Annotated in this window: 19 protein-coding genes and 2 pseudogenes; 9 read left to right on the plus strand and 12 right to left on the minus strand. The window is 55.0% G+C overall.

Features of this window, described 5'->3' with window-relative positions:
• Nucleotides 1-157: 157 nt before the first annotated feature.
• Nucleotides 158-453: pseudogene (locus D8V06_RS28680) on the minus strand (peptidoglycan DD-metalloendopeptidase family protein); the annotation flags it as partial.
• Nucleotides 454-795: 342 nt separating this feature from the next.
• Here D8V06_RS28680 and D8V06_RS28685 point away from each other — a divergent pair.
• From D8V06_RS28685 to D8V06_RS28695, 3 genes are all read left to right on the plus strand, one after another.
• Complete coding sequence (locus tag D8V06_RS28685) at nucleotides 796-2,328, plus strand: site-specific DNA-methyltransferase (protein WP_130906398.1); 1,533 nt, start codon at nucleotides 796-798, stop codon at nucleotides 2,326-2,328.
• 9 nt (nucleotides 2,329-2,337) lie between these two features.
• Nucleotides 2,338-5,031, plus strand: coding sequence for a DEAD/DEAH box helicase family protein (locus D8V06_RS28690; RefSeq protein ID WP_130906399.1), 2,694 nt, complete (start codon nucleotides 2,338-2,340; stop codon nucleotides 5,029-5,031).
• Nucleotides 5,032-5,331: 300 nt separating this feature from the next.
• Complete coding sequence (locus D8V06_RS28695; protein WP_130906400.1) at nucleotides 5,332-6,252, plus strand: restriction endonuclease; 921 nt, start codon at nucleotides 5,332-5,334, stop codon at nucleotides 6,250-6,252.
• A gap of 5 nt (nucleotides 6,253-6,257) precedes the next feature.
• Here D8V06_RS28695 and D8V06_RS30985 read toward each other — a convergent pair.
• From D8V06_RS30985 to D8V06_RS28715, 4 genes and pseudogenes are all read right to left on the minus strand, one after another.
• Nucleotides 6,258-6,485: pseudogene (locus D8V06_RS30985) on the minus strand (hypothetical protein); the annotation flags it as partial.
• A 37-nt stretch (nucleotides 6,486-6,522) separates the two neighbouring features.
• Nucleotides 6,523-6,744 (minus strand): hypothetical protein, encoded by a 222-nt coding sequence (locus D8V06_RS28705; protein WP_130906402.1) that lies wholly within the window; start codon nucleotides 6,742-6,744, stop codon nucleotides 6,523-6,525.
• Between the two features lie 108 nt (nucleotides 6,745-6,852).
• Nucleotides 6,853-8,802 (minus strand): UvrD-helicase domain-containing protein, encoded by a 1,950-nt coding sequence (locus D8V06_RS28710; protein WP_130906403.1) that lies wholly within the window; start codon nucleotides 8,800-8,802, stop codon nucleotides 6,853-6,855.
• Nucleotides 8,799-11,093 (minus strand): AAA family ATPase, encoded by a 2,295-nt coding sequence (locus D8V06_RS28715; RefSeq protein WP_130906404.1) that lies wholly within the window; start codon nucleotides 11,091-11,093, stop codon nucleotides 8,799-8,801. Before D8V06_RS28715 ends, D8V06_RS28710 begins: the two co-directional genes overlap by 4 nt.
• 661 nt (nucleotides 11,094-11,754) lie before the next feature.
• Here D8V06_RS28715 and D8V06_RS28720 point away from each other — a divergent pair.
• From D8V06_RS28720 to D8V06_RS28730, 3 genes are read left to right on the plus strand one after another with little or no spacing between them, the layout of a single operon-like run.
• Nucleotides 11,755-12,588 (plus strand): DUF932 domain-containing protein, encoded by an 834-nt coding sequence (locus D8V06_RS28720; RefSeq protein ID WP_130932295.1) that lies wholly within the window; start codon nucleotides 11,755-11,757, stop codon nucleotides 12,586-12,588.
• Nucleotides 12,589-12,642: 54 nt separating this feature from the next.
• Complete coding sequence (locus D8V06_RS28725) at nucleotides 12,643-13,101, plus strand: hypothetical protein (protein ID WP_130932296.1); 459 nt, start codon at nucleotides 12,643-12,645, stop codon at nucleotides 13,099-13,101.
• A 52-nt stretch (nucleotides 13,102-13,153) separates the two neighbouring features.
• On the plus strand, nucleotides 13,154-13,456 hold the full coding sequence (locus D8V06_RS28730; protein WP_016715865.1) for a TrfB-related DNA-binding protein: 303 nt from the start codon (nucleotides 13,154-13,156) through the stop codon (nucleotides 13,454-13,456).
• A 48-nt stretch (nucleotides 13,457-13,504) separates the two neighbouring features.
• Here the strand turns inward: D8V06_RS28730 and D8V06_RS28735 are convergent, their stop codons facing one another.
• On the minus strand, nucleotides 13,505-13,798 hold the full coding sequence (locus tag D8V06_RS28735) for an addiction module antidote protein (protein ID WP_016715864.1): 294 nt from the start codon (nucleotides 13,796-13,798) through the stop codon (nucleotides 13,505-13,507).
• Nucleotides 13,795-14,097, minus strand: a complete 303-nt coding sequence (locus D8V06_RS28740) for a type II toxin-antitoxin system RelE/ParE family toxin (protein WP_016715863.1) — start codon at nucleotides 14,095-14,097, stop codon at nucleotides 13,795-13,797. The genes D8V06_RS28735 and D8V06_RS28740 overlap by 4 nt, the downstream gene beginning before the upstream one ends.
• 177 nt (nucleotides 14,098-14,274) lie before the next feature.
• Between D8V06_RS28740 and D8V06_RS28745 the strand changes: the two genes are divergently transcribed.
• From D8V06_RS28745 to D8V06_RS28755, 3 genes are all read left to right on the plus strand, one after another.
• Nucleotides 14,275-14,454, plus strand: coding sequence for a hypothetical protein (locus D8V06_RS28745; RefSeq protein ID WP_130932297.1), 180 nt, complete (start codon nucleotides 14,275-14,277; stop codon nucleotides 14,452-14,454).
• Nucleotides 14,455-14,519: 65 nt separating this feature from the next.
• Nucleotides 14,520-14,972: a hypothetical protein gene (locus tag D8V06_RS28750; protein WP_130932298.1), complete on the plus strand. Its 453-nt coding sequence runs from the start codon at nucleotides 14,520-14,522 to the stop codon at nucleotides 14,970-14,972.
• Between the two features lie 49 nt (nucleotides 14,973-15,021).
• Nucleotides 15,022-15,219 carry a hypothetical protein gene (locus D8V06_RS28755; RefSeq protein WP_016715852.1) on the plus strand — a complete coding sequence of 66 codons (198 nt, stop codon included), beginning with the start codon at nucleotides 15,022-15,024 and terminating at the stop codon, nucleotides 15,217-15,219.
• Nucleotides 15,220-15,505: 286 nt separating this feature from the next.
• Here D8V06_RS28755 and D8V06_RS28760 read toward each other — a convergent pair whose 3' ends face one another.
• From D8V06_RS28760 to D8V06_RS28780, 5 genes are all read right to left on the minus strand, one after another.
• A complete protein-coding gene (locus tag D8V06_RS28760) occupies nucleotides 15,506-16,495 on the minus strand; it encodes an Abi family protein (RefSeq protein WP_241667876.1) in 990 nt (329 codons plus the stop codon).
• 448 nt (nucleotides 16,496-16,943) lie between these two features.
• Nucleotides 16,944-17,801: a SprT-like domain-containing protein gene (locus D8V06_RS28765; protein WP_241667877.1), complete on the minus strand. Its 858-nt coding sequence runs from the start codon at nucleotides 17,799-17,801 to the stop codon at nucleotides 16,944-16,946.
• A 70-nt stretch (nucleotides 17,802-17,871) separates the two neighbouring features.
• Nucleotides 17,872-18,264, minus strand: a complete 393-nt coding sequence (locus tag D8V06_RS28770; RefSeq protein WP_130932299.1) for a hypothetical protein — start codon at nucleotides 18,262-18,264, stop codon at nucleotides 17,872-17,874.
• A 5-nt stretch (nucleotides 18,265-18,269) separates the two neighbouring features.
• Nucleotides 18,270-18,992, minus strand: coding sequence for a StbB family protein (gene stbB, locus D8V06_RS28775; protein ID WP_016715835.1), 723 nt, complete (start codon nucleotides 18,990-18,992; stop codon nucleotides 18,270-18,272).
• Nucleotides 18,989-19,441: a TraD protein gene (locus tag D8V06_RS28780; RefSeq protein ID WP_130932300.1), complete on the minus strand. Its 453-nt coding sequence runs from the start codon at nucleotides 19,439-19,441 to the stop codon at nucleotides 18,989-18,991. The genes stbB and D8V06_RS28780 overlap by 4 nt, the downstream gene beginning before the upstream one ends.
• Nucleotides 19,442-19,469 lie beyond the last annotated feature (28 nt).

Consider the following 19,469-nt stretch of genomic DNA (forward strand, 5'->3'; position numbering starts at 1 on the left):
CAGGAGAACCTCATCGTCGATGTCAAACTCCGGCACTTCTTTACTGAGAGCCATTTTTATTGTCCTTTGGTGAGTTCGACCCCAAGCTCAGCGCCGCCCTATCCATGGCAACGCTAGAGCCCGTCCCCTCTACGTGACGGAACAGGCTGAATAGCGATCAACGACGCGGCAGGAATTGCAGCGGATCTACAGGTTTACCCTGGCGGTAAATCTCAAAGTGCAGTTTCACCCGGTTTGTACCCGTGGATCCATTTCGGCAATTGTCTGTCCGACCTTGACCTGCTGCCCCTCCTGAACCAACAGCCTGCGGGTTATGTCCGTAGGCACTGACGTAGGTATCGCTGTGTTTGATGATGACTAATTCGCCGTAGCCCTAAGCCACTCCCGGCGTACCCCACCTAACGCAGTCAAAGCAGGCTGTCTCAATTCACCGGCGATATCAATTCCTTTATTCCCTCACTGTGTGATTTTTACGGTCTGAATCAGTCTGCCCTGCTCTGCTTTGCCAAAATCTTGTGAGAGGACGACAGATGTGAATCCGCCTACTCGGTCCGGGTGGACACGAGCCCCCCGGGGCGTTGTCGACCCTTTCCCGATGACTATCCCACGCTTCAGGGGCAGATAGATCACGGACATTGCAAGCAGGTCTGTGGTGACAAGCGAAGGTCGCGGATTCCTCCTGACTTACGCAAGGCGAGTTGGACAGACGCTCACCATGGAAACAGACATCGGTATTTAAATCATGCGGGCGGCGGATACAATGCTCCTTTTTTGCGTCAGCAAGGCCAATGCAAAATGCCATTTATAGATTGGGTTAATAAAAACCAAGCCAAAGAAATCCCGCTTGAGGTGCCCTATCACCTACTGCAGCGTGAAAAAACCTACGGCGATACTCAGGCCGCCAGCGAGAATTTCATCATCCAAGGTGACAATCTCTTAGCCCTAAAATCGCTGATTCCATTTTACGCCGGTCAGGTGAAGTGCATCTTCATCGACCCACCATACAACACCAAAAGCGCTTTCGAGCACTACGACGACAACCTAGAGCACAGTCAGTGGTTATCGATGATGTACCCCCGCCTTGTACTCCTACGCGAGCTGCTCGCCGAAGACGGTAGCATCTGGGTAACCATTGACGACAACGAAGCGCATTACCTCAAGGTTCTCATGGACGAAGTATTCGGTAGGAAAAACTTCGTTGCGACTTTCGCTTGGGAAAAAGATAAGGGTCGCCGGAACGATACAGATATTTCCAGCGCTCACGACCATGTCATTTTATTTGCACGCCAGCGGGACGTGTGGAGCAAAACCAGAAATCTGCTCGACAGAACGCCGGAGCAGAACGCCAGGTATAAAAACCCAGACAAAGATCCAAGAGGTCCATGGTTACAGGGAGACAATGGAACTGCCAAAAGCGGGAGTGCCGCGCAGAGATATCCAATAACCCTGCCATCCGGGCGCGTAGTGACGCCTCCCTCAGGCAATTACTGGCGATTCTCACAGGAAAATTTGAAGCAAGCTCTCGCTGAAAGCCGCGTCTACTTTGGGAAGGATGGAGACCGCCTGCCGATTATCAAGCGTTATTTGACCGATGTTCAGGATGGGGTTGTCCCTCGAACTTGGTGGCCTGCCGAAGATGCGGGGTCCAACCAGTCTGCAAAGCGTGACCATCTGCGTAAACTTCTTCCTGAAATAGAGCCATTCTCTACACCTAAACCAGAAGAACTAATTCACTTAATATTCCGGATCGCTACTAATCCAGGCGACCTAATATTAGATTCATTTCTGGGATCTGGCACTTCTGCCGCAGTTGCTCACAAGACAGGTCGACGCTACATCGGCATCGAAATGGGAGAGCATGCCCGAACACACTGCGTGCCACGCCTCGAAAAAGTCATCGAAGGTGAATCAGGTGGCATCAGTCACGCTGCCAACTGGAGCGGTGGTGGTGGCTTTTCTTTATATACTCTCGGTGAAGCTGCCTTCGATGAGCAAGGCCAGCTCACCAGTTCTGTGCGTTTTGCCACTTTGGCGGCATACATCTGGCATCTTGAAATAGGAACCCCCGGCCAGCAGGATTTCAATTCCCCATTCATGGGCGAACAGAACGGAACCAGCTACTTCCTCCTCTACAACGGCATCCTCGGTGACCGGCGCCCTGCAAGCGGTAATGTCCTAACAAGTGCAGTCGTTGCCATGTTGAGAGAGCTACAACCCAACCCAGGCCCCATGGTGGTGTATGGAGAAACTACCCGCCTAGGCTCAGCCCGCATGAATGCCGAAGACATCACCTTCAAGCAAATCCCCTACGACGTGAAAATGCGCTAAGAGCCGACCATGTTCAAACTGAAAAAGTACCAAAATGACGCCTTGGACGCTCTGGGCGATTTTTTTGATAGAGCTCGCAAGGTTTCTATCCAAGATGCCTACAAGGATGTACTGCAACGACAACAGCGCACTGAAGCTTACCAAGAGATTTTTTCGGACATTCCTAGTGTCTGCTTACGCGTTCCAACAGGTGGCGGTAAAACCCTACTGGCCGCTCACGCCGTAGCACTGGCCGGCAAGTCAGTTTTGGATAGCGATGCCCCTGTTGCACTGTGGCTCACCCCTTCGGATACCATCCGAACTCAGACGCTTGAAGCTCTCTCCAATGCCCGCCATCCATACCGGCAAGCCCTGGCCCACTATTTCGGTGACCGCATCCGCATTTGCGATCTCGAAAGCCTACAGACAGTCGGCCCACACGACATAGGTAAAGCTTGCATCGTCGTAGTGGCTACCATACAGGCGCTCAACGTCAGTGATACCAGCACTCGAAACGTCTACTCATTTTTTGAAGAGCTGGGTGAACACTTCCGTGACCTACCTGCCTCACTGACATCCAACCTGGAAAAGGTGACTGAGGGCGATCTGCAAAGCCAGAAGTTCCTGACCTCCAAGGATATTGGCAGAGTTAAGTGGTCCGTTGCCAACTGGCTACACTTGCACCGCCCACTGGTCATTGTGGATGAAGCCCACAACAATCGCACCGACCGTTTCTTCAAAACGCTAGGCCGGTTGCACCCGAGCTGTGTAATAGAAATGACTGCAACCCCAGTTCCAGGCAACAACGTGCTCTATCATGTGTCCGCCCAAGAGCTACGTGCTGAGCAGATGATTAAGTTACCAATTGTTCTGGCCGAGCATCCAGAAGGATGGCGAGAGTGTCTACGGGACTCAATCCTGACGCGTGACAGTCTTGAACTCATCGCTCTAAAGGAAGACGACTACGTCCGCCCAATCGTGCTTATCCAAGCAATGCCCAAAGGTGGTGAGGCAACAGTCGACGTTGTGAAGCAGCATCTCATCGAGCAGGAAAATATCTCTCCCGAACAAATTGCAATTGCTACGGGAACCCAAAAAGAACTAAATGGAGTCGACCTGTTCGACCCGGACTGCAAGGTTCGATACATCATTACTATCGAGGCTTTGAAAGAAGGCTGGGACTGCTCCTTCGCCTATGTACTCTCCAGCCTGCAATCGGTGAGTTCCTCCAAAGATGTAGAGCAACTGCTGGGACGTGTACTCCGCATGCCATATGCAACGGATCGCAGCCAAGCTCCCCTCAACAAAGCCTACGCCCACATTGTGGCAACAAACTTTGCAGAGGCCGCCAGCAATCTACGGGATCGCTTAGTTCAGAACATGGGTTTTGAGCGTTTGGATACCGCTGGCATTATTGTGCCTCAGCAATCCCTTCCCTTGGCTGGCGGATCAGGTGGTACAGCGCAGAGTATCGGCCAGAACACAACTCCCTCAATACCGGATTGTCATGTCGAGTTGCCAGCAGTACCTGAAACTCATAATTGGCCGGAAGACTTGAAAGCCCAGGTTGAAATTCGCCCTACTTCGCAAGGCGCAACAGTGGTACTCAAAGGCAACGTGGACAACGAGGTGCTGAAACAGGCAGAAACGTTCATCACCGCGTCCCTCCCCCCAAAAGCCAAAGAGAAGGTAGCCCAGCAATTTTCTGATCACCGGGCCGTTCGAAATGCCCTACGAGCCCCAGCACAGTTAGGCATCTTGTTCTCACCAATCCCCCAGCTGTGTCTAAAGCTGGATGGTTACCTTGAAATTGTGGAAAAGGACACACTTGCGGAGCTAGGAGACTGGAACCTGCTGGACTACCCCGTGCAGCTTGCTGGCTTTAGCATCCACGAAACAGTGAATTCCTTCGAGATTGATGTGCAGGGGGAGAAGGTCAAGTTTCGGCATATTGACGCCCAGCAACTAAAGCTGAACGAGGTTGCGAGCCATATCAGCCCGCAAGACCTAGTGCGCTGGCTGGACATACAGGTGCGCAAACCCTTCCTGCCTCAGCCACAGGTACTGGCCTACCTGACAAAGATGCTTTCCTACCTCATGAGTGATATCGGCCTTAGCCTGACCGCACTGGTTCGTGCCAGATTCCAGCTGGCCGACGCCATCAAGGGGGAAATAGAGCGTCTGCGTAAGCAGGCTATGGAGAAAGGATTCCAAGGACGACTCTTTGAGATGTCCGTACCGACGCTGGAAGAAGTGGCGCAGTACAGCTTCTCGTTCGACGCTGGAAGGTATCCAGCCCGGAACATGTATCAAGGGAGCTACGAATTTAGCAAACACTTCTACCCCGTTATTCATGACCTACGGGAAAAAACTCCTGCTGGCAACACCGCAGAGGAGTTCAGATGTGCAATGGCAATTGATGCTCATCCCAAGGTGAAGCACTGGGTTCGCAACATTGAGCGCCAGGAAAGCTGCTCATTCTGGTTGCCGACCGCATCTGACTACTTCTACCCAGACTTTGTAGCAGAGTTGGAAGATGGTCGCATCCTAGTTGTGGAGTATAAGGGGGAGCCCTACAAGACGAACGACGACTCCAAAGAGAAACAACAGGTTGGGCATCAGTGGGAAAAGTCTAGCAACAGCCTCTGTCTCTTTTTGTTTGCCGTTGAACGAGATGACCTGGGGCGGGATGTCTTCAAGCAGCTGGCAGACAAATTGCTATAGATAACTCAAATGGTATCAACTCGGCTGTCTACCCCAGCGGAAGATAGCCGTAGTTTCTATTGATTGGAGTACCCGAGCTCTCCGGTATGGATTTCAATCTCGGGCGCGTACTTTTCTGACGTGGAAACCAGGGCCGATTTTTTCAACAGAATCGGCTGTTTCGGCTTGTCGTCACCGATGGCAGTCGATCTCAAACGGTCTCTGACCACGCTCAGGAAGCCAAGGCCGATTCACCAAATACAAAACAATGCGCAACCTTTACTATTCGCGCACGCCGTCTACCTTGCGCTTGGAGTTGCAATGTCCGTCCCTACTTACGACCAGTTCATTGAGCCGATACTGCGCTACTTAGCAGCTTCACCCGTAGGCGCGGCAGCTCGTGACGCCCATGAAGCAGCTGCCGAAGCGCTAAACCTGTCGGAAACACAACGGCAGGAGCTGATTGCGAGCGGCCAGGCCATATACAAGAACCGTGCAGGCTGGGCCCATGACCGCCTCAAGCGCGCGGGCCTATCTACGAGCGCAAAGCGAGGCTATTGGAAACTAACCGATGCAGGCATCACCTATGCTGCACAGCATCCTTACCCCCTCACTGAAAATAAGGTGGAACAGCTTGCCATCGGCTTTATGGATGTAAAGCTCAAGGGTCCAACCGACGCCATCCCGCTCGACGGACAAGAGCAGATTGCTCCGATAGCAAGCTCAGCCACTGTCAGCCCAGATGATCGGCTGGAGCAGGCGTTGCGTGAGCTACGCCAAGCAACTGCAGCCGATCTACTGGACAACCTTCTGCAAGTCAGCCCTAATCGCTTCGAGGTCATAGTGCTGGACGTACTGCATAGCCTTGGCTACGGCGCTAGCCGCAATGACTTGCAGCGCGTAGGTGGTAGCGGAGATGGCGGAATCGATGGGGTGATCTCGCTTGACAAGCTCGGACTGGAAAAGGTCTACGTCCAAGCCAAGCGCTGGCAAGGCACGGTTGGCCGCCCTGAGTTGCAAGCCTTCTACGGCGCACTTGCCGGGCAAAAGGCCAAGCGCGGTGTATTTATTACCACCTCTGGCTTCACTGCCCAAGGTATCGACTTTGCTCGTTCAGTGGAGGGTATGGTGCTGGTTGATGGCAATCGGCTTGTTAACCTGATGATGGATCACGAAGTTGGAGTAACGTCGCGACTGCTCAAGTTGCCGAAACTGGATAGCGACTACTTCGACGAAGAATGAGGCTATTAAGCTTGGGAGCAGGGCACTGCAAGGCATCCTAACTTTGTGGGATTTTTTACTCTTATTTGCCTTTGTGCTGTGTCGCCTCGGTTGCGACGAGCGCGTTCAACACCCCAAGCTAGGGCCCGAGTCATCGACTCACCAGGCCGGGAATCACAGATTTCTTCGAAAAGGCTCATGCCGCCAGATGCATACACTCCGATAAACATTTGAGTGCTGCCCGCTTTTGATAGCAATCCTGCCTCGTCGATTTCCCGATTGGACCGCAGCTCACTGCTGATACAGCACGTTCAGCAAGTCTTCGTACAGCTGGTTATAGCCGGCCTCGTCAATCAGTCCAGCAAAGCGCAGGGCACCGACATAGCCCATGGCATTACCATAGATCACGTATTTCTCCAGGCCCTGATACAGGTGCAGCGTCTTCTTGATCAATTCAATCGCGCCATTCAGTCGATCATGTAACAGTTCGGTCGGCACTGGATCCAGACTCATGTATTCCTCCTTGCCCGGTACCTACGGGTAGTCTCCTTGTCTGCGCATTTTAGTGTAGGCGCCGACTCCAGCCGTCAGCGCTCACGGTGCGGTAGTCTATTTTTCCCTTCACGGCACAGGCAACACCTCCTCCTCGATGAACCACTTACTCTTTCTGATGCTCTCCAGCGCAGCCTCTGGGTTTTCCGACCAGAGCACTAGCGCCAAGCTTTCGCGCGCCCGGCTGCAGGTGACGTACAAGAGCCGCAAGCTTCGGTCAATGGTTGTCTCCTTCTTCGCATCGACGTTGCTCACGTCATTTTTGCTGAGATCCTTCGCACCAAACAACTTGTCGTAAGATATTTGGAAGCCACCTGCTTCACTGTCATCCATCACCACCATCACGTGAGGAAACTCGGAACCCTTTACGACCTGATGCGTGGCGAGGTCTGTCTTTCCAGCTAAGTAGTTTCGGTAGCGCGCTAGCTCCTCCCAAGGGGCAGCAAATAGAGCACACCAGCCGCGTCGCACTCGAGCCTCCGACGGTTCCTTTGTGCGCGGAGGAGGCGCAGCAGGCGCGGGCGAATTGTCACTGAACGCTGCTACTAAACGAGTATCTACTTCGAAGAGTCGCGCTCCCAACACTGACTCCAAAATCTCCCTCACCGTGGCACTGGGATTGGAGATGACCGTCGCAAAGCCCGCTATAGCTTGGAGCATTTCCATCATGCGCAATTGTCTAGTCGCACCATCCTCGGGCAAAGAATTCAGGCTGCCATTCCGTCTCAGAACCTCCGTAGCCGCAAACTCGTTGATGCATCCGTCAGCTTCGACGCAAGCAGCTAGTTCCATCAATTCCTCTAACAACAGCCGCGCTACGGTTGGGCCTTTATTCTCACCGCTTCCCTGTGGCGCCGCAGCGTTAGGGTCTAGGAGATCCATGGCTCGGTAAGCTTGAAGAAACCCCCCGCGAGTGGCGACAAGCTTGTGCTCAAGCGCAAGGATTTGATGTCCCCGCGTTCTCCAGACGGTAGATGAAGTGGCGTCAGCCATGAGCTCGGCGCACAGTTCTTCCTTCTTTACTTTCTCATCAGAGCTGAGCTTCGCATCCCCCACAAACACTCGTACAACTCCGCCAGTTTTTTCCGTACGTGGATGCTGTTTGACACCAGTGGGTTGCTGCGTACGACCCTCATGCTCCGCCTCCCAAATCTTGTTTATCAGCGCAACGATTCGCTGTTGGCTGCGATGGTTCATCTGCAGCTCGGGACGCCCCCACCCTTCTGGCACCAGTCCAGGCAGGTCCAAATGGCCATCCGTGTAGATTCGTTGCCGATGGTCACCCAACAGGCCCAAAGTGAGTCCGTTACCCTGTGGAGTGGCAACCTCCATCAACGCATCTAGGACACCCTTCATTGTGTCCTGCGACTCGTCGATGAGGACTATCGGATGACGGTCTCTTAATATGGTTCGGAGAGTTGGCCTGTTCGCCAGCAGCCAAGACGTGGCATCCAGAACGTGTCTATGTTGAATTGCCCCAGAACCATACCTGTTCCGGTCCGGGTGGTAGATGAACTTCTCAGTAGTACGAAACTCTTCGATGTCCTGCTCAATCTCTGCGAAGTTGGTTTCATCAGTGGCGCTGATACCTCTTGCCTTCTGGGAGGCTTCGAGTCTATCCCGTTCCAATTGCTTCGTCTTGACTGCGATAAGGGCCTCTCTAATGTCGTCGTCAAACCCACCAATCAACTCCCAGCAGAAGGAGTGAATGGTCGAGACATTAACAAGGTCGTTATTACCCAGGCGTCCGTTGATTACGGAGACAGCATTCTTGGTAAACGTGATCACTCGAATAGAACGACCAAGCAGCCGAAGGTTTCTCGCGAGTTCACCTCCAGAGTCATGGGGAACCACACCCGTGAGCCGACGTAGAACCTCAACTAACGTTCTAGTCTTCCCGGATCCCGCGCCTGCAAACAGAAAGAAGCTGCGACCTGGCTTTTCCGTAAGATAGCCACAGATTTCCTCGACGACACCAGCATCGCGCTCATTACCATTGCGAATCAACCCGACGCTCACAGGTAAACCTCCGATTCAAGATTGAGCTGCTCTTGGAGCCATTCAAGTGCGTCAGCGATATATTGCGGGCAAGTAATGATCTCACCCGAAGCAATTTTCTCGAAAATCGTTGCAGAAAAGTCTCCTTTGCTGAACTTTCCATGCATCAGCGTGTGGAGCTTTTTCGCCAAATCGGCATTGGATTCGGCGCCGGTCACTGTCGTCACGACCTTGCCAAGTGCTCCAGTAGGCTTCTTTATCTTCACCCCGTCTGGGCTGAACTTCTCCTTACCCAACTCCTTGAACCATGAAATGTTTGAAAGGATCAGGGAGTCTTCGAAGGAACTCGGCCAACAGTTATCAGCCTCTTTCACAGGTAACTGCCATGTGAATCTGACCTTGCAGTCAGCCACCTCACTCCAGACTAAATGGGACTCTTTGGGTTCCTTGAAATCATCGAGCTCAGTGCACTTAGGGTGCCATGTCCTAAGCGTCGCGTTCCCACACTTCAGTCCTGCTTGCCCTTCATTGGCGACAGCAGTAAGAGTGATTTTGCCGTTAGCATCTGAAGACTCTTCCACGGGGTCAATATCAGTAATGATCACCGTTGGAATTCTCAGACGCTCCACCAGCGGGCGAAGCCGATGAGCGTGGCTACCGCCGATATCAAGGAGCGACACGTACCGACTGCTCAGCGCTCCGAACTGTCGTTCGATGAATAGAGGAACCAGCATACGCTCCGCCGTCCCCTCAACGAAAACTGCCGCATCTGCGAACAGAAGATCCGTGTGCTGCACACGGAAGTATCTCTCGGCGAAGATCCGCGTATCGTCATCGTCACCAAAAACGTCACCCATATTCACAATTTCCGTGCTGGGCATCGCCACAGTTTTTGACTTGGCAACGCGCCGCAGGTATCGCAGGTGAGCAAAGCTTTGCGCATGCGCCAGGTGACTAGAGTGCGTACTGATGAGTAATTGACTCTTCAACGAGCCAGGTTCTGTTGCCGTCGGACTGATTAGTTTGTGCGCCTTATCCGAAAAGATGCGCTGGACCTGGACATGTAGGTGCGCCTCGGGCTCTTCAATCATCACAATATGGACTGGCGCAGGCGAGCCCTTTGTAGGATTCAGCCGCGCCGCCTTAAACGACACCAACTGATAACTCAAGGACTGAAGGTTTTGATAACCAAGGCCGATTGAGTATTCCGGCAGCAGATCATCCACAGAGTCCTTGCTCATGCGGTACTGAACTGCCGTACCGTGGTCGAGGAGATCCGCGGTTTGAATGCGCGTGCGGAAGTGAATTTCGTGCGGGTCATGGAGACCGGGATATCCCAGAATCTTGACGTCCTCAACCGACGGAGCTAGAGCATCTCGAATCTTCTGGTCGAGGTCGGCCTGAGCGTTCGCGACCGCTTCGACTAGATCAGCACGATGCCCATGACCAGTGGCAGCGATGTTCAGATGCTGTCGCGCAAACTTCAACAACTGATTGGAGAAGAGGCCCACACGATGCGGACCGGATCCGGAACGCGTGTCCGCCTCTTCAGTGCCTAACCCACGCTGCGCCGGTACGAAGTCCACTCGAACAAGCCGGGAAAGGTGGGTTCGGTCAACAGGTGTCGCGTTGGATGCCAAAACCTGAGCCTTGTACACCTTACCCTTCTCGATGGGGTTGTTCTCCGCGTCCAGCTTGTAAACCTGAACGCGACCAAGGTCACCGGGGTACCGGAGCCAGAAGTCCAGAAGATCGATGGGCCAGGCGTGCGAGGCTTTGTCCAAATCCTTCACAGGAGCTCGGGCCTCACGATAGCGCCACGCAAGTCGCTGCAGTTCGTCAACAGACGAGGCCGGCTCCAACCGAAGGCGAACGCCGACCGCACCACCTGTCCAGTTGAATTTCGAAAGGAAGGGTGCGACGAAGTGATACATCCCTTCCTCGGCATTGAGCCAGAGGTCCAACGTTGGCATTGAAGATCGTAGCGTCACGAGCTGAGCGTCCCAGTCGTCGACGGACGAATCAGCTGTTGCAGGATCCTCGGCCAAGCCTTCCCAGAGTTTCCCTAGGGCTCTCAGAGCAGGCCACTGCGATAGGCTGATATCGAATGCCCCAAACGTCGGCGCATCAGAGAGGAACTGGCGAAGCGCGGTTAGGATTGATGTCTTCCCACTGTTGTTGGCTCCAACAAGAATCGTGGTTTTTTCGTCGACGTCGAGCTTGACTCTGGTGAGACGTCGAAACTGACAGAGTTCGACGTGGCTGAGGGTAATGCTTCCAGAAGTTACTGAGGTAGACGCTTTGTCGGTCATATCTATCCATAGACGTCAGGTTGAAGCAACCAACGAAATTGTGTGGTTGCAGATACATGCGAGGGCGCGATTGCGCCGTGCCGCCTGGCCTGACCAACCCCAGTCTCTCGACGAGCCCTCCCTTGAGATTTATAACGGAATTTCAACGCGAAACCCAATCCGCACTCACTAGGTGGCTCATCATCATCGTTCGGTAGCGGACGCCCCAATGGCCTATCCGCCGCCGTGCCTTGCCTGCAACGGGCTTTCGCGGCATATCCTCGGTCGCAGGCTCCCTCCGGTATTCCACGACCCATTGCACGCGGCCCAGCTCTGGATAGTCCGGGCTTACCGCGACCGACCGACGCTGACGAGCAGACCACCACCGGCAGCGCGCTCCAGGGCGAAGGGTCTTGCGGCGTCCGCTGCGCGAACGCGCTGAAAAGCGTTTGTTTACCGCTCGCAACACTCAGCCTCGGAGCAGCCAAGGAGAGCGGGGCGTCAAGTCGAAAGGGCAATTTCTCGCACGCGAGAATAGGAATCTTTAGTAAAATAATATTTTACAAATAGTTGACGCGGTGAGCGAGGCTTGAGATACTAAACCCGTCGAAGCAATACCGCTTCGATTGCCCGGATCCAGCGGCGGCAACCGCTCCGGGAATTCTGCGAAGGAGATTCAAAAATGCGTCTATCCAGCAACTTCCGTAACCCTTGCATGATCCGCAGCGATGCACCTCTGAGCAATGACGAGATCGCCCGCGTAGCGCCGTCGATCTTTGCCGAGGAAGCACACGACAGCCGCTCCGATCGTTACCTGTATATCCCGACTGTAAAGGTGCTTGATGCTCTGCGCGCCGAAGGGTTCCAGCCGTTCATGGCCTGCCAAACCCGCGTGCGCAACACCGACAAGCGCGAGCACACCAAACACATGATCCGTCTGCGCCATGCCAACAACATCATGGACAAAGAGGCGAACGAAATCATTCTGCTGAACAGCCATGATGGCAGCAGCAGCTATCAGATGATGGCCGGTAGCTTCCGTTTCGTGTGTGCCAATGGCCTGGTGCTGGGCGATTGCTCTATGGATCAGAAAGTGCGTCACAGTGGCCGTGGTGATGTTGTCGGTGACGTGATCGAGGGAGCCTATGAAGTGCTCAACCAGTTCACACAGATCGACGACAAACGCGACTGCATGAAACAGATTCAACTGCGCCCGGAAGAGCAAGAAGCCTTCGCCATGGCCGCACTGGCCTACCGTTACGACCCATCCGAAGGCCCCGCACCTGTCACCCCTTCGCAGTTGCTGCGCGCACGTCGCAGCGAGGACAGGAGCAGCGACCTCTGGACGACCTTCAACCGCGTACAAGAAAACACCATCAAGGGCGGCTTGAGTGGCCGCAACAAGCAAGGACGCCGGACAACTACCCGCGCCGTGAATGGCATTGACCAGGACGTGAAATTGAATCGCGCCCTGTGGGTTCTGGCACAGGCTCTGCGCACTCAGCAGGCCGCATAACCAACCAGCCGGGCGCCAAGTGCGCCCGGTTTCATGTGGTAGGGAGATACAGCCATGTCCAAAGTTTTCTATGTACCGGGCCAACCTTCGATCATTGATTATGCCCGCGAGATCGGCCCGAACCAGTGGGCAACCCGCTGCAGAATGCTGATGCTGGCCGAGTTGCATATCTGCCATCCCGGCGCTGTTCTTGGCGATGAAGAATCGTTCTTGCTGGCCCAGGAAGCCGCGCTAGGAACGCAGCCCCAGGAGATCAGCGAAGCCCGCTATGAGTACGCGCTAACCCGCCTGCAGGTGCTGGACTTCGCCGCTGTCGGCAAAGACTTTTCGTTCAAGCTGGAAAAATTCGAGGTCGGGAACCTCACGCGCATTTATGCGCGTTGCAATGGCCGGTATTGGACGTTTGTGGGCCTGGCCACCCTCACGCATCAAATGATTGTCCAGCGCGTCACCCTGAGCGCTGCAGGAGCCGGGCCGGAAGTTAGACAGGCTTACGCAACCCACTCACACTAGAAGCTAAAAGCGCCTGGTAGATCACCGGGCGCTTCACCCATGGAGAATATGAATGCAGCCAAAGTACACCGCCGATCAATGGGAAAAAGTATCCCCTGCCTTTCGCGGGTTGGCTGTCGGTACTGTCGAGATGGCCAAGGCCGTGTTGGTCGATGGCCAGCGCCCTGCAGATCTGGCGAGACAGGCCGACGTGTCGCGGCAGTTGGTCTATGCCGCCGTGAAGCGGGTTCGCAACATCCTAGAGGAACACGAGGCGCAAGAACTGGTGCCGGTCATGGTCTGGTTGCCGCCTGAGTTAGCCGAGCAGGTCAAGCAGATGGCCGCGCCATATGCTCAACCTGGAGGCAAGAAGTAAAGAGCGACGGCGTCGAGTGACGTTGCCGCCTTTCTCGCGTGCGAGAAATCAGGGGTGGACGTGTTGCCGTGTGGTCAGATCCAGGCCAACGGCGCGCATCACTGCGAGCATGGTTTTCAACGTAGGGTTGCCCTTGTCGCTGAACGAGCGGTAAAGCTGTTCGCGGGATAGCCCCGACTCTTTGGCCAGCTCTGTCATGCCTTTGGCGCGAGCGACTACGCCGAGGGCTTTAGCGATATGGCCAGCGTCACCGGTTTCAAAAGCATCGGCCATGAACAGGGCGATAGTTTCAGGATCGACCAGCGCAGCCGCTGGATCATAGTCATAGATTGGCTCTTTCATTCATCCTCACTCCACTGGCTGGCAAGCAGTTTGGCGGTTTCGATATCGCGGGCCTGGCTGCCTTTGTCGCCACCACACAGCAGCAATACAAGCTCGTTACCACGCTGCTGAAAATAAACCCGGTAGCCGGGGCCGTAGTGAATACGCAACTCGCTAACACCCTGGCCGACCGGCTCAACATCGCCCAATAGGCCGTTGGCTACCCGGAAGACCCGCGCCGCGATGATCGCTTTTGCCCGCTGATCTCTCAGCTTGCGTTCCCACGTCATGTAAGTAGCGGTTTGTTTGATCGTTTTCATAGGAGCATTGTAGTTTATAAATTACGGCAAGGCAATAACTATTTGTACAATATGATTTTACAAATAGTTGACACTCCGAAGGCCGTTTGAGATACTAATCCCGTCGAAGCAATACCGCTTCGACACCCGGAACCAGCGGCGGCAACCGCTCCGGGAAATCTGCGAAGGAGCTTCAAAATGACTCACGTACTTGGATTGTGTGTAGAACCTGAAGGCATGGATGTTGATTCCGAAGTGCTGGCCCAGGTCGAGCCGAAAGCGCCGCAGGACGCCATTGAAGATGGCCTGTCTCGTTTGGATTGGCTGACCACCGCTGATTTCCGCCGATTCACCCACGGCATCCACCACGCAGCATAAACACTCACCCAACCCCCCGGCCAAGCGGCGGCAACCGCCCCGGGGGATCGCGAAGGAGCGAACCAATGTCTACCACTACAACCTCCCACGTTTTCTATCAGCCTGGCACGGGCTGGATGCATGACTACGCCGTCCAGCTCGACGGCGGCGAATGGGTAACACGCAGCGGCCGCACGTTCGATCAGTTGAAGGAAGGACAGCCTGACATGATCGTTTGCACTAAGGATGAGGCGTGGCAGCAGATCGAAGCCGCGGCGAAATCCGCGCCGGTTCTGATCGATCGTGAACAGTTTGAATACGCGCTGAATGTTCTGCCGCCTGCGGGCTGGGTTCGTGCTGGTGATTGCGAGTCGTTCAAGATGATCGAGCGCGACAACGGGCGAGTAACTCGGATCTATGTTCGCCTCGGCGAAAACTTCTTTCGGTTCGCCGACCTCTTTACCACTCCGCATGCAGACGCCGTGCGCCTGGTCGAAGCTGCAGCACCTGCGCTGCTGGCCTCACGTCAAAACCAGTAACGAAGCCAGGGAGCGGCAAGCCGCTCCCCTCTTTGGTTAGGGCGAGAACATGAAACGAAAAGACGCGATTGCGCATATCACTGTTGCCGGTTATCACGACGACTCTCGTACGGCCATGCGGATCTACACCGAAAACCGGATCAGCTACCAGGTGTATACCGAGGCTTACGCGAAAGGCGCTCAGCTCAAAAGTGAAGGCATGGCCTGCACTTGCTTCCAGTGCAAGCAACGCCCTGCGTCTGCTTGAAATCTACGGTACTACTGCCCTGCAGCGGCGTCAGATTTCAACGTGCTGCAGGTGTTGAAACCATCAAACCCGCTTCGGCGGGTTTTTTATGGCCACGGTTGAGCGGTGGCCACCGCATACCCCGGGCGTGCTCGGCTTCGCCTCACCGGCTGTCGTGAACCAAGCCCCGGCCAAGAGCGCGCCGGGTCTTGGCCCTTCGGGCTTCCATCCTCACGCCTTCGCCCGTGCCGGGCTGCGCGCTCCGCTTGCAATTGGGGGCTGACAGGATTTCGGTTTGGTAGATGATCTAAAGGTCGAACAACTGCCGGGGAAATCCCGCCTCGCTCGGAAAGCCCATTGCACGATACGTACAGCCTGGCATTGTTGGTTTGTGAGGGATGAGATCAGCAACGTCCTGAATCCAGGTTGATCCAGGCGCGACCCGTTGCAACAGGAACCAGATAATCGCGATCAATCCGTACATGCGCTTCAACGCATGCTGGTTGAGGTTCAGCGCCTGAAAGTATGGGTCGGCAACAGCTGATAATGGGTTCGGGGATGCCTGGTTCCATATTCGAGTGTGGTGGGCGCATCGATTGCGAAGATAGCTGATGTGCTGCAGCCAACGACTGAACATTTTGGCATCCGAAAGCCCCAGTCGGCCCAAAATAAGATTCTGGTACTTACCCGCTAGGAGCTCAAAGAATTGGGACAGATCTCCAAAGTCCCACGCTTCGACCGCGACCCATATCGGAATGGATTTGCCCGTATTGAAATGCCACTGAATGCAGTCTTCCTTGCTGCGTTTGATGTGAGATTGTTGTTTTCGGCGCCAATCATCCCACTTGCTAACCATTTCACCATCTCGGGGGTACTTTTTTTTCCATTTGGCGAGGATGAAATTTTCGTTCGTATAAGCCATCGGATCGTGGTAGCCAACCTCATGCGCTACCAACGTTTTGAGGTTTACCTCTAGGCGCTCGATGGCATCCAGCATGAGCAGCCTGAGTTTTTTGTCGAAATTATAAAGAGCCACAGACTCATCAAAGTCGGTAGTTGCCTGGAATAGGTCAAGACGTAAAGGTTTCTTCGTGATCGCGCAGTGCTGTCGCTGCTGCTGGGCATCCAGTTGGAACTGCCGTGCTGGATACCAGTAACCGCTGAGGCGGTAGTACCCCAATTGAGCAAGCTTTCGCTCCGCACGCTGGATATCTTTGATCTGCATTCCACGGGCGGTCAGGATGCCAACCAGGTCGGAATAGGTGCGGAAAGGTTTCGGAGGAGTCAGAGGCGGCACTTTTCCATGTCCCAGAAACAAGAAGGCCCGAACGTAATGCCGGACTAAGCCAGCACCAGAGGATCGGGCGCGATTGAGGCCAGTTTGTCGGATAGGCTAGCTAAGGTCAATCGAATTTCGTTGATGTTTGATAAGTACGGCAAGCCGTTTGTAACGTACGATACAGGGAAAAAGTTGTTGGCCCGGGCCAGCCCGGGCGATGCAACCGCCGCGATCAGGATCTGTGCCCGACTCAGGAAATCACCCTGCAGTTGCCCACCGCCCGGGTAAGAAGCCGCCCGGCCCGTGGACAACTGCACCGCTCGCTCTGGCCTTTGTTGGGCCTCGCTCGCTGGGCGATTTTGCGTGCGCTAGCTGTTGCATCGGAATGCCTTCGGCGACCAAGGGGGTGCCCCCCTTGGATCCGCAGGCTGAAAGGTGCGGGCTTCGCCCGGGAGATCGGCGTGGACTAATCGCCGGTTTCGGCGACCGCCTCGGGCGGGACCTCGACCAGCTCTTTCGAGTCAACGAACTGGACTTTGCATTCGACGCATTCAATTCGGCCACTTAGACCAGGCTTGCCCCACAAATTGAGGTGGCAGCTCGGGCAGGTGTACTTGCGTTTGTTCTTCGGGTCTTCTTTGCCTGGATCTGGCTGCAGCAACCCCGCCGAGGTCAACGCGGGAATATCAATAGTCGGATCTTCGGACATGCCGGGAACCGGTTCGCCGCCAGGCCCGTAGAGCAATACCGCTGACATCGGCACGCGCTTAGTTACCACGTCGATCCAGGACAACATGCGGCCCTGCTCGATCAACTCATTGCAGGCAACATCAAACGGCCCGCCTTCGATGATGTAATGCGTCATCTGCTGGCCATGGCGCTTGCCGCCAGGCTCGCCGGTATTGGACGGCATCAAACCGACTAACTCCATTTTGTCAGCCCATTCGGCATTGTGATAACCGCTCCGCGAACGCTTGCCGTGATGAGCCTGCCATTGGTGGACTTGCTCATGTACCAACGTCGAAAGCGTTTGCTGAACGCGACGGTGTGCAAAGTACGCCGGATTCAGCGCGATCTCATCGCTTTTTCCATCGCCGTTCCGGCGAAGGAAACGCGACTCGGAGTAATAGCCGAACGTGTTGCTTTTACGCTGGAGCGTGAACAAGCAGCCAGGGAGCTGGCCACCGAAAAGCACCTCATTGAAGTACGCATAGGCGCCTTCAATTTCCTCGTAAAGCTCTTGGCTCGCAGTTGCTGTCATGTGTCCTCCTTTTCTCGCACGCGAGAATTCCCCCCAGCCTGTCCACCAGCGGGGGAAGGTCATGGGTCATCTGCAAAGTTTATCCTGTATCGTACGATACAGGATAAATCCCAAAAAAAGGGGGCGCCCCCCCTCACATCGCCAGGGCGAATCGGAAGACGAGGAAACCGCCAACCGCACCGGCCACCACTGCCGCTATCAAGGCCGTCAGCGCGATGGCCACCAGCCGACGACGCAGGCCACCGGCAGCGAGCAGCACCGGAGCTGTGCTCCGGTTCAGCTCGTTACCAATCCGCGCCGCCGCTTCGCGGCCTGCTTGGAGCAGTGCCGCTTGCTGGGTTTCCATCATCGATTCGAAGTTCATTTGCGTCTGCAGCAAGGCCTTGCCCGCTGCATCCTTGATCGCGCTCGCGACCTTCTCCCGCAGTTCGGCGTCTACTTCTTCCAGGCGGCGTACCAGGGCGTCAATGTCTTCGAGCATCTGGCCCGCCAACGCTTCGCGGGCGGTTGTCGGATCCTTGGCCATCGCAGTTACTTCCCTTTGCCGAACAGCACCGCGTAAACGTCATCGAGGTTCTGCCAGGCCGACTTGGCCAGGCGCTGAACCGAGATCATCCGTACAGCGTGTTCCTTGTCTTGCTCGGTCTTCGCCTCGCGCAACATTTCACGGTACGGCGTGGTGTCCTGTACCACCTCGGCGATGTTCTTTTTCAGCGCACGCAGGCGCTCGAACACTTCGTTCGAATAAATCACCGCATCACGCTTGAGGGTGAATTTCTTCTCCAGCTCGTGGAAGCCGAACAGAGCGGCGAAGGTGTGCGGCAGATCGTCAGCGTCATCGATCTCAACCTTGTTGAACACGATCAAGATTTTCTTGGCCGGTACACCCAGCGCGGCCAGCGTCTTGATCGTATTGATGGTGTCGGCCTGCTGCTTTTTCTCGCCGACCGTGGGCACCAGGAAGTAATCGAATTCCTCATGCGAGCCTGCGAACTGGCCCATGTACTTGAAAAAGTCCTCGACGTTCGAGGCCCCCACATCGACCACGGCATTGGTTTCAACCATCAGCCATTCCTGCAGCTCGCCGAACTGGCGACCTTTCATGCGCTCGATCTCGGCAGCGGTGTCAGATGCACCCGCGTTGATCGTCTCGATAGCAAACCGAGGCGCGTTCATCCGTGGCGTCAGCAGTTGATCCGATACGGTCGTCTTGCCGGTGTTGCCGCTGAAATTGACTACTGCGATCTTGCTCATGTGCTTTTCCTTCTGCTACGGCCCGCACTTTCGTAGCGGGCCAGTTCTGAGGCGTTCACATCGTCCCCAGGGTTCATGATTTTGCTCAGTTCGCTCGGCGCCATTGGCGCGGGTTGCTGCTGATTGTCCTTGTCTGAGTCGTACGATACAGATTCCGGTTTTGGTTCTAGTTGGACTTGGGGCTGGGCTTCCATCGCTGGTTGTTTGGGTACATCCACCGCGTCACTTTTTCCCTCTGCCTTGAGCGCCTTCCGATACCGATACAGGTAACTTTTCAGCGTCTCCATGCCGATCTCGATCCCCTGCTCTTTGAGCACATTCAGGATCGCTTGGCGTCTCACTCCAGCCTTCAGTTGTTGCTCAATAATCGGCATCACCTGGCGTATCTGTGCTGCCTTGGTTTCCGGTTCAACTGCCTTCAGTGCAGCTGCTAGGTCTAACCTTGCCATATTGCACCCTCTATGCACCCTTATTGCT

The organism is Pseudomonas sp. Sample_24 (genome assembly GCF_004307605.1).
Taxonomy (GTDB): domain Bacteria; phylum Pseudomonadota; class Gammaproteobacteria; order Pseudomonadales; family Pseudomonadaceae; genus Aquipseudomonas.